The sequence below is a fragment of the Bartonella sp. AP3QHHD genome (assembly GCF_042195765.1).
Classification (GTDB): Bacteria; Pseudomonadota; Alphaproteobacteria; order Rhizobiales; family Rhizobiaceae; genus Bartonella.
The window spans coordinates 25,888-32,758 of the sequence record NZ_JBHIPC010000081.1 but is presented as its reverse complement, the minus strand read 5'-3'; the positions used below and the strand labels follow the sequence as shown (position 1 = coordinate 32,758).

6 protein-coding genes, 1 tRNA gene and 1 pseudogene are annotated in these 6,871 nt (G+C 37.7%); 1 reads left to right on the top strand and 7 read right to left on the bottom strand.

Translation table 11 applies throughout. The features are described 5' to 3' along the window. Position 1: 1 nt before the first annotated feature. Positions 2-188, top strand: a pseudogene (locus ACFIL7_RS04930) (helix-turn-helix transcriptional regulator). Positions 189-291: 103 nt separating this feature from the next. On the opposite strand, the gene ACFIL7_RS04925 reads toward ACFIL7_RS04930, so the two are convergent. The 7 genes from ACFIL7_RS04925 to rnpA form a co-directional block, all read right to left on the bottom strand. Continuing rightward, positions 292-376, bottom strand: a tRNA-Leu gene (locus ACFIL7_RS04925). A 114-nt stretch (positions 377-490) separates the two neighbouring features. Beyond that, on the bottom strand, positions 491-1,111 hold the full coding sequence (locus tag ACFIL7_RS04920; RefSeq protein WP_375633246.1) for a 2,3-bisphosphoglycerate-dependent phosphoglycerate mutase: 621 nt from the start codon (positions 1,109-1,111) through the stop codon (positions 491-493). Between the two features lie 28 nt (positions 1,112-1,139). After that, the gene (gene dapB / locus ACFIL7_RS04915) at positions 1,140-1,952 is read right to left on the bottom strand and encodes a 4-hydroxy-tetrahydrodipicolinate reductase (protein ID WP_375633245.1); all 813 of its coding nucleotides are present in this window, start codon (positions 1,950-1,952) and stop codon (positions 1,140-1,142) included. A 1,129-nt stretch (positions 1,953-3,081) separates the two neighbouring features. Continuing rightward, positions 3,082-3,774, bottom strand: a complete 693-nt coding sequence (locus ACFIL7_RS04910; RefSeq protein ID WP_375633244.1) for a glutathione S-transferase family protein — start codon at positions 3,772-3,774, stop codon at positions 3,082-3,084. 139 nt (positions 3,775-3,913) lie between these two features. Continuing rightward, entirely contained in the window at positions 3,914-4,558 is a 645-nt protein-coding gene (yihA, locus tag ACFIL7_RS04905; RefSeq protein ID WP_375633243.1) for a ribosome biogenesis GTP-binding protein YihA/YsxC, read from the bottom strand. Next, a complete protein-coding gene (gene yidC, locus ACFIL7_RS04900; protein WP_375634923.1) occupies positions 4,555-6,393 on the bottom strand; it encodes a membrane protein insertase YidC in 1,839 nt (612 codons plus the stop codon). Before yidC ends, yihA begins: the two co-directional genes overlap by 4 nt. Then, positions 6,383-6,775, bottom strand: coding sequence for a ribonuclease P protein component (gene rnpA / locus ACFIL7_RS04895; protein ID WP_015856278.1), 393 nt, complete (start codon positions 6,773-6,775; stop codon positions 6,383-6,385). Before rnpA ends, yidC begins: the two co-directional genes overlap by 11 nt. Positions 6,776-6,871: the final 96 nt, after the last annotated feature.

The window sequence follows — 6,871 nt, the reverse complement described above, 5'->3', positions numbered from 1 at the left end:
GATGATATTTGATGATGGAGATGGATATGTAATAACACGTGAGTGTGCAAAGTTTTTTAGTGTATCCACAACCACGATTCGTAATTAGGTGCTTCAAGGAGGGGCCAGAGCTATATAAGCTAGGGAGAGCAGTGAGATGGAGAAAGAAAGAGATCTTATCCTTCACTCCAAAGAAAAATAAGGAATAAATTAGCTAAAGTTGTATAAACCGTAGAAGGTGGTCTAAAAGTTGATCTTAAAATAGCTCTTTAAATAAAAAATCTATATATTTAATATGTTAAAGATACAAAATGGTGCCCAAAAGAGGACTCGAACCTCCACGCCTTACGGCACAGGTACCTGAAACCTGCGCGTCTACCAATTCCGCCATCTGGGCTTATAAAATTCATCTAAGCGCATGAAGCAACTCTGTCAATAAAATTATAGAATTTATTTTTTCAGCTTAAAACGATAGCATTGAACTTTTAAGGGAGATCATGATTTTAGAAGTTTAAGGTGTGAGGACTGTCTTTGATAAAATTGTTGAATCCGGATTAAATGTGTAAATAATAGGAATGCCGGTCGCTAATTCTTGAGATATAATTTCCTCACCGGAGAGACCTTCAAGCGCCATAATAAGAGCACGAAGAGAATTTCCATGTGCTGCGATCAAAACAGTTTGGGAGCGCAAAATATAAGGCTGGATATGGTAAAGATAATAAGGCCAGATGCGCGCACCGGTATCGCGTAGGCTTTCTCCATTCGGCGGCGCAATCGTATAGGAGCGGCGCCACATTTGCACTTGCTCCTGCCCCCATTGTTGGCGTACTTCATCTTTATTTAAACCAGAAAGATCACCATAATTACGTTCATTTAATGCGGGATTTTTTATCACTTCTAAATCTGATTGTCCCATTTGCTCTAAAATGTGCTGAGCGGTTTTTTGAGCTCGCTGTAAGGCAGATGTATAAGCGATATCAAACCTCAAACCATATTCTTTCAGTTTTTTTCCTGCTGCTATCGCTTCTGCATGACCTTTTTCTGTTAAATCGGGATCTTTCCAACCGGTAAAAAGGTTTTTGAGATTCCATTCACTTTGTCCATGACGAATTAGTGTAAGTATGCGTCCCATTATAAATTGCCTCTATTCTATTGATTGTTTAAAATTTATCGTTCAATCCCAAAACATCGAACATTGAATAAAGACCGCTTTCATGATTTTGTGCCCATAAAGCTGCTTTTAATGCGCCATTGGCAAAGATAGAGCGTTCTTGCGCTGTGTGTGAAAGAACAATGCGCTCATTGGGACCAGCAAAAATGACACTGTGTTCTCCAACAACTGTCCCACCACGTGAACAAGAAAAGCCAATGGTGCCTTTTTTGCGTTTACCTATATGACCATTGCGTTCGTTGACACGCACATTTTTAAGCATAACATTGCGCCCTTCAGCTGCTGCTTGGCCAAGAAGAAGGGCTGTTCCAGAAGGAGCATCAACTTTGTTAGCGTGATGCATTTCATAAACTTCGATATCAAAATCATCGGCTTCTAATGCTTTAGCGGCTTTCTTTACAAGGTTGGCTAAAAGATTTATTCCAAGGCTCATATTCCCGGATTTGACAATAGTTGTATATTTCGCAAAATCTGCAATTTTTTCTTCTTCTGTTTTGCTAAATCCTGTGGTGCCAATAATATGGACAAGGCTTTTTTGAGCAGCGTAGTTAGCATAAAGAATACTGGCTTCTGGTTGTGAAAAATCTAAAATACCTTCTGTATTAGAAAAGGCATTTTCGGGATTGTCAGTGATACTAATCCCAAGAGAATCTGAACCAATTAATGCACTGGCATCTTTTCCTACAAACGGTGAGCCTTTACGTACAAGAACAGCACAAAGCTCTACATCTTTCCTCTGCTGGATTGCTGTAATGAGTTCACGTCCCATTCTTCCATTTGCACCAACAACTGTAAGGCGCATTTTTATCTCCTTATGATACTTTACTGTGCAGTATAGGCAAATTCTTGCCTTCTTTCCAATGGTTCTTTTTCTTTATAGAAAATTTTTTTCCTGCTTTAATTTATCTTGTTGTGCTGTAAAACACTGTCGTTTAGAGCAAGTGATATAAGATCTACAAATTTAAATAGAGATGTTTTTCGTTAGAGTGTGTGATGAATATTCTTAAGTAAGGTTTGCTTATGAAACCTAATGAAGATTGTGTATTACTTTACGCTTTTGTTTCTTTCGTTCTTTAAAGGAGAGCGTTCTTCATGCAAAATAAGATCTTCCAAACAAAATAGACCTATATTGTCAATTCATGCGCTTTTCTTAAAGAAATATATTTATCAATTCTTCTAAACTTATTTTATGATAGTGCTCGTGAGTGGTATCACGAGAGAGTATCCATGAATAATATAAAATCTATTTTGCGCCACTATCTTTATGCTTCATGAATAGAGCAAATCAGCATTATCATACGTTTTGTTAGCCTTTAATGTTTTAACAATTCTTGGCACTTAGTCATTTTCACTCATCAATTCCATTTGTGACGCATAAGAAAACGATTATTTATCATTGTATATCAATATGTTATACATAAATAAAATCACGTAAAAAGGAGTAAAAACAAGGGGCTAACAAGAAGTTGGATTGTTTACACACGAGAGTTGGCCGGATTCTTCATCTTTTAGGAAAGTCAGTTGAAAAAATTGTTATGTTGTAAAAAACGCATGATGAGGCTTTGTTTATTATAGAGAAAATAGGATATATATTATGCAATGCGTTTTTTCATATATTGGGAAGAATGGAGTATAACATGCGTTAAGTATTGTTATTTTATTTGCCTAGCTTCCAATGATGCTACAGTTCTTGTATTTAAAGAGAGTCTTTAAAATCCTTTCTTAAGTATTTTTTATCCCTGTGCTGATCTTTTTTGTGACACGATAAGAAAGTGATTTTTGTGATTCAATTATAATGGGTTTTATTCTCTGTTTAATGCGATCATAAATCAATGTATTATTATATTGTTTATACGCATGCATAAAAATTCATAAACCTATAAATATCCTTTAGATAGAATATCACTTTTATTTTTGTTTGTGAGAGAAGGCTAGAAATCAAGATCTGCATAGTGAGCACTTGCAACAATTCCGCGGACGCGATCTGTTAAAAGAGAACGAAAAGAAGGGCGTGATTTAATTCTCATATACCAGTCTTTGGCAGCAGGAGATTGTTCCCAGTCAATTTCCCCTAGAAAGTCAAGTACAGAAATAGAGGCTGCTGCTGCTAGATCTGCATAGGACAAGGCAGAACCGACTAAGCTATCGCGAGAGGCGCAGAGCCAATTGAGATAGTTCATATGTGGTAAAATATTGGCACGTGCATTGCGTAAAATTTGTGAATTAGGAGCACCACCGCCAATGGCAAGTGGCATTTCACGTTTATGGATTCGTTCTCGTACGATATGGCGCGTTGCTTCATTTTCGAATTTATTTAAGAACCAGTCATTGAGACGGCGTACTTCCGCACGATCTAAAGGATTTTCCGGAAAGAGCTTATTTTCTTGTCGTAAACTTCCATGTGTTTCGTCTAAATATTCGCAGATAACAAGAGGACCTGATAATGGAACCTCGTGTTCATCGAGAAAAACAGGAACATGACCAGCGGGATTGAGGGCTAGAAATTCGTGTCTTCTTGCCCATTCATATTCTTCAATCAGTTGAATAGTTACACCATATTCCCCAAGAATGAGGCGTATGAAGCGCGAGGCAGCGGATAGGGGAGAGTGAAAAAGTGTCAGCATAATTTACACTATCAAATAGAGTTGAAGAGAATTCTTTCAAGTAATCATTTTTATAAAGATGCTTGACTAGAAGTACAAGATCATTAGTAGCTGCTAGTAATTATAATTAATAAATTGTTAATGACTAGGAATTGTTCTCTTATGCGATGGTTTGCAAAATGGCAGCACGTAATTCCTCTAAACCGATAGCTTTTTCTGAAGAGGTTACAAGAAGCTCAGGATAAGCTGCTGAGCGTTTAAGAAGCTTTGTTTGTGTGCTCATAATTAATTTTTCCAAGGCATTTGATTTGATTTTATCGCTTTTTGTCAAAACAATGTGATAAGAAACAGCTGCTTTATCAAGGAGAGCAAGAACATCTTCATCATTATTTTTAATTCCGTGCCGTGAATCAATCAAGATATATACACGTTTTAACGTTGTGCGCCCCCGTAAATAGCTAAAAATCAAATTTGTCCACGCATCAACAAGATTTTTAGGAGCAGCAGCAAAACCATAACCAGGCATATCTACTAATGCTAGAGGGGGAAGGTCTCCTAGTTGCCCACTGAATCCATCGGGGACAAAATAATTAAGCTCTTGAGTCCGTCCTGGTGTATTTGAGGTACGTGCTAAGCTTTTTTGTTGGACGAGTGCGTTGATTAAAGATGATTTTCCAACGTTGGAACGTCCTGCAAATGCAATTTCCGGTGGTCCTTCGGGGGGAAGAAAGCGTATTGCTGGTACACCACGAATAAAAATCCAATTACGAGAAAAAATTCCAGAAAGGGAAGAATCTCTTGTCATTCATGCACTTCTTTTTTGGGTGATCTTCTCCAGATGGCTTTCAGATTATCAAAAAGCTCAATTTTAACTCCTTGGCGCTTCATCATGATACCTTGCTGAATAATTGATAATATATTATTCCATGCCCAATAGATGACGAGACCAACAGGGAAAGAGGCGAGCATAAAAGTAAAGACAACAGGCATCCATGTGAATATCATCGCTTGGGTTTGGTCTTGAGGAGCAGGATTCATACGCATTTGTAAAAACATCGTTATTCCCATAATCAAAGGCCATGCACCAATCAGAAGAAATGTTGGCGTTGTATATGGCAAGAGACCAAACAAGTTAAAAAGAGAAGTTGGATCGGGTGCCGCTAAATCTTTAATCCAGCCAAAGAAAGGGGCATGGCGCATTTCAATGGTGATATAGAGAACTTTATAAAGAGCAAAGAATATTGGGAATTGAACCAACATTGGCCAACAACCAGCAAGGGGATTAATTTTTTCGGTTTTATATAGTTCTATTATTGCTTGTTGTTGCTTGGTTCTATCATCGGGATATTTTTCTTTTATTTCTAGCAACCGCGGTTGTAAAAGCTTCATGCGTGCCATAGATTTATAAGATTTATTGGCTAGAGGAAAAAGAAGAGTTTTTAAGAGCACCGTGACAAGAAGGATGGCGATACCAAAATTTCCTGTTTGTTTATAAAGAACATCAATGAGAGAAAACATTGGTTTGGTGATGAAATCAAACCAACCCCAGTCAATTAAAAGAGCAAACTTTTTGATTTTTAGATCATTTTGATAGTTATTAATAATTTCAACTTGTTTTGCACCAGCAAAAAGCCGATTTGTAATAGTTTTTGTTTCATTTGGAGCAATCGTTAAAAGCGATCCTAGCAAGTCAGACTGATAATGCGTTTGCAAACGATCAAAATAAATAAAACGGCTTGTATATTCTTTATTTTGCGGGGGAATAACTGCTACAGCCCAATATTTATCGGTAATACCAATCCAACCTCCTGTTACTTTGGAGAAAGTCATACTTTTCTGCCCATTATCAGGATTCGGGTCAAGCTCTGCTAAGGTTTTATATTTTTCAGTTTTGAGCGAATCTCCTGCAATACCTATCATACCTTCATGAAGTAAATAGGTTGCATTTGTATGTTCTGGTGGTGCTGCACGTGCAACGCGGGCATAGGATGAGAGATATATTGGTTGATCACTTTCATTGCTGATAGAATCTTCAATGGTAAACATGAAATGATCATCAACAGAAAGAATACGCCGGAAGATCTGTCCTTGTCCATTATTATAAATTAAAGTGATGGGTGTTGAAGGAGTCAGGATTGTATTGTTTCCCTCTATTTGCCATTGTGTATCCGATTGTGGCAAAGCTTTTGCTGGTAAAGATGCACTTGCAAAACCAAATTCAGCAAGGTAAGTCGTTTTGAAACCCTTAGGATTCAGCAAATCGATTTCCGGTGATTTTTTATCGACTGTTAAACGATATTTTTTGAGGTGAAGATCATCAAATTGTGCACCAACAAGATTAATAGAGCCTTCCAGTTCATTGGTTTTGATCGCAATACGCTTTGTTTTGGCCAATACAGCTTTCCGGATTTCAGGTGTCATTGGCTGTTCGATGATAGATGTTGCTTGATGCGTTGAGGTATCGTCAGAAAAATTCGTCGTGGTAGTAGAAAGGGTTGATTGTTGTTTTGACAATTGCTGTGCGATGACTTGTTGTTTTTGTAACTTTGCTTGTTTGGGAGCAACATGAAGAAATTGCCATGCGATGAGCACTACGAAAGATAAACCAATAGCGATAAAGAAATTGCGGTTATATTCCATCCGTACACCCTTGTTGTTGTTGCTGATGTTTTATTTTTGGTTTTATTCGCCGATTTAATTCACTAATTAAGGATGTAAAAGGCGCATGTAACGCATCACGATATGCTACAATGACATAGTCTGTTCCTGCTTCCATGTGGTTTGTTACACCAACTCTTACGGCTTCACGCAAGCGCCTTTTGATACGATTACGTTTCACAGCATTACCGTTTTTACGAGTAACAGTGAAGCCTACACGTGCAACAAGAGAATCTTTTCTTTCTGTTGTTTGTTCACGAGATTTAACTTCGAGCAAAAATAAAGGACCACGCCGCTTTTCTCCTGTACGGACAGCCAAAAAGTCTGCTCTTTTGCGAATACGACAGGGATGTTTTTTCTTCATAAAAGAACATTTCGCAATTTCACTAAATGCCTGCAAGCAGGCATTAGAGGTTCATAACAAAAGTTTCACAACGAAGAAATGGTGAGCAATCCTCAA

Excerpts from the sequence above, each read along its gene's own strand:
- ACFIL7_RS04920 (WP_375633246.1), bottom strand. The coding sequence starts at position 1,111 with ATGGGACGCATACTTACACTAATTCGTCATGGACAAAGTGAATGGAAT.
- ACFIL7_RS04910 (WP_375633244.1), bottom strand. The coding sequence starts at position 3,774 with ATGCTGACACTTTTTCACTCTCCCCTATCCGCTGCCTCGCGCTTCATA.
- yihA (WP_375633243.1), bottom strand. The coding sequence starts at position 4,558 with ATGACAAGAGATTCTTCCCTTTCTGGAATTTTTTCTCGTAATTGGATT.
- rnpA (WP_015856278.1), bottom strand. The coding sequence starts at position 6,775 with ATGAAGAAAAAACATCCCTGTCGTATTCGCAAAAGAGCAGACTTTTTG.
- dapB (WP_375633245.1), bottom strand. The coding sequence starts at position 1,952 with ATGCGCCTTACAGTTGTTGGTGCAAATGGAAGAATGGGACGTGAACTC.
- yidC (WP_375634923.1), bottom strand. The coding sequence starts at position 6,393 with ATGGAATATAACCGCAATTTCTTTATCGCTATTGGTTTATCTTTCGTA.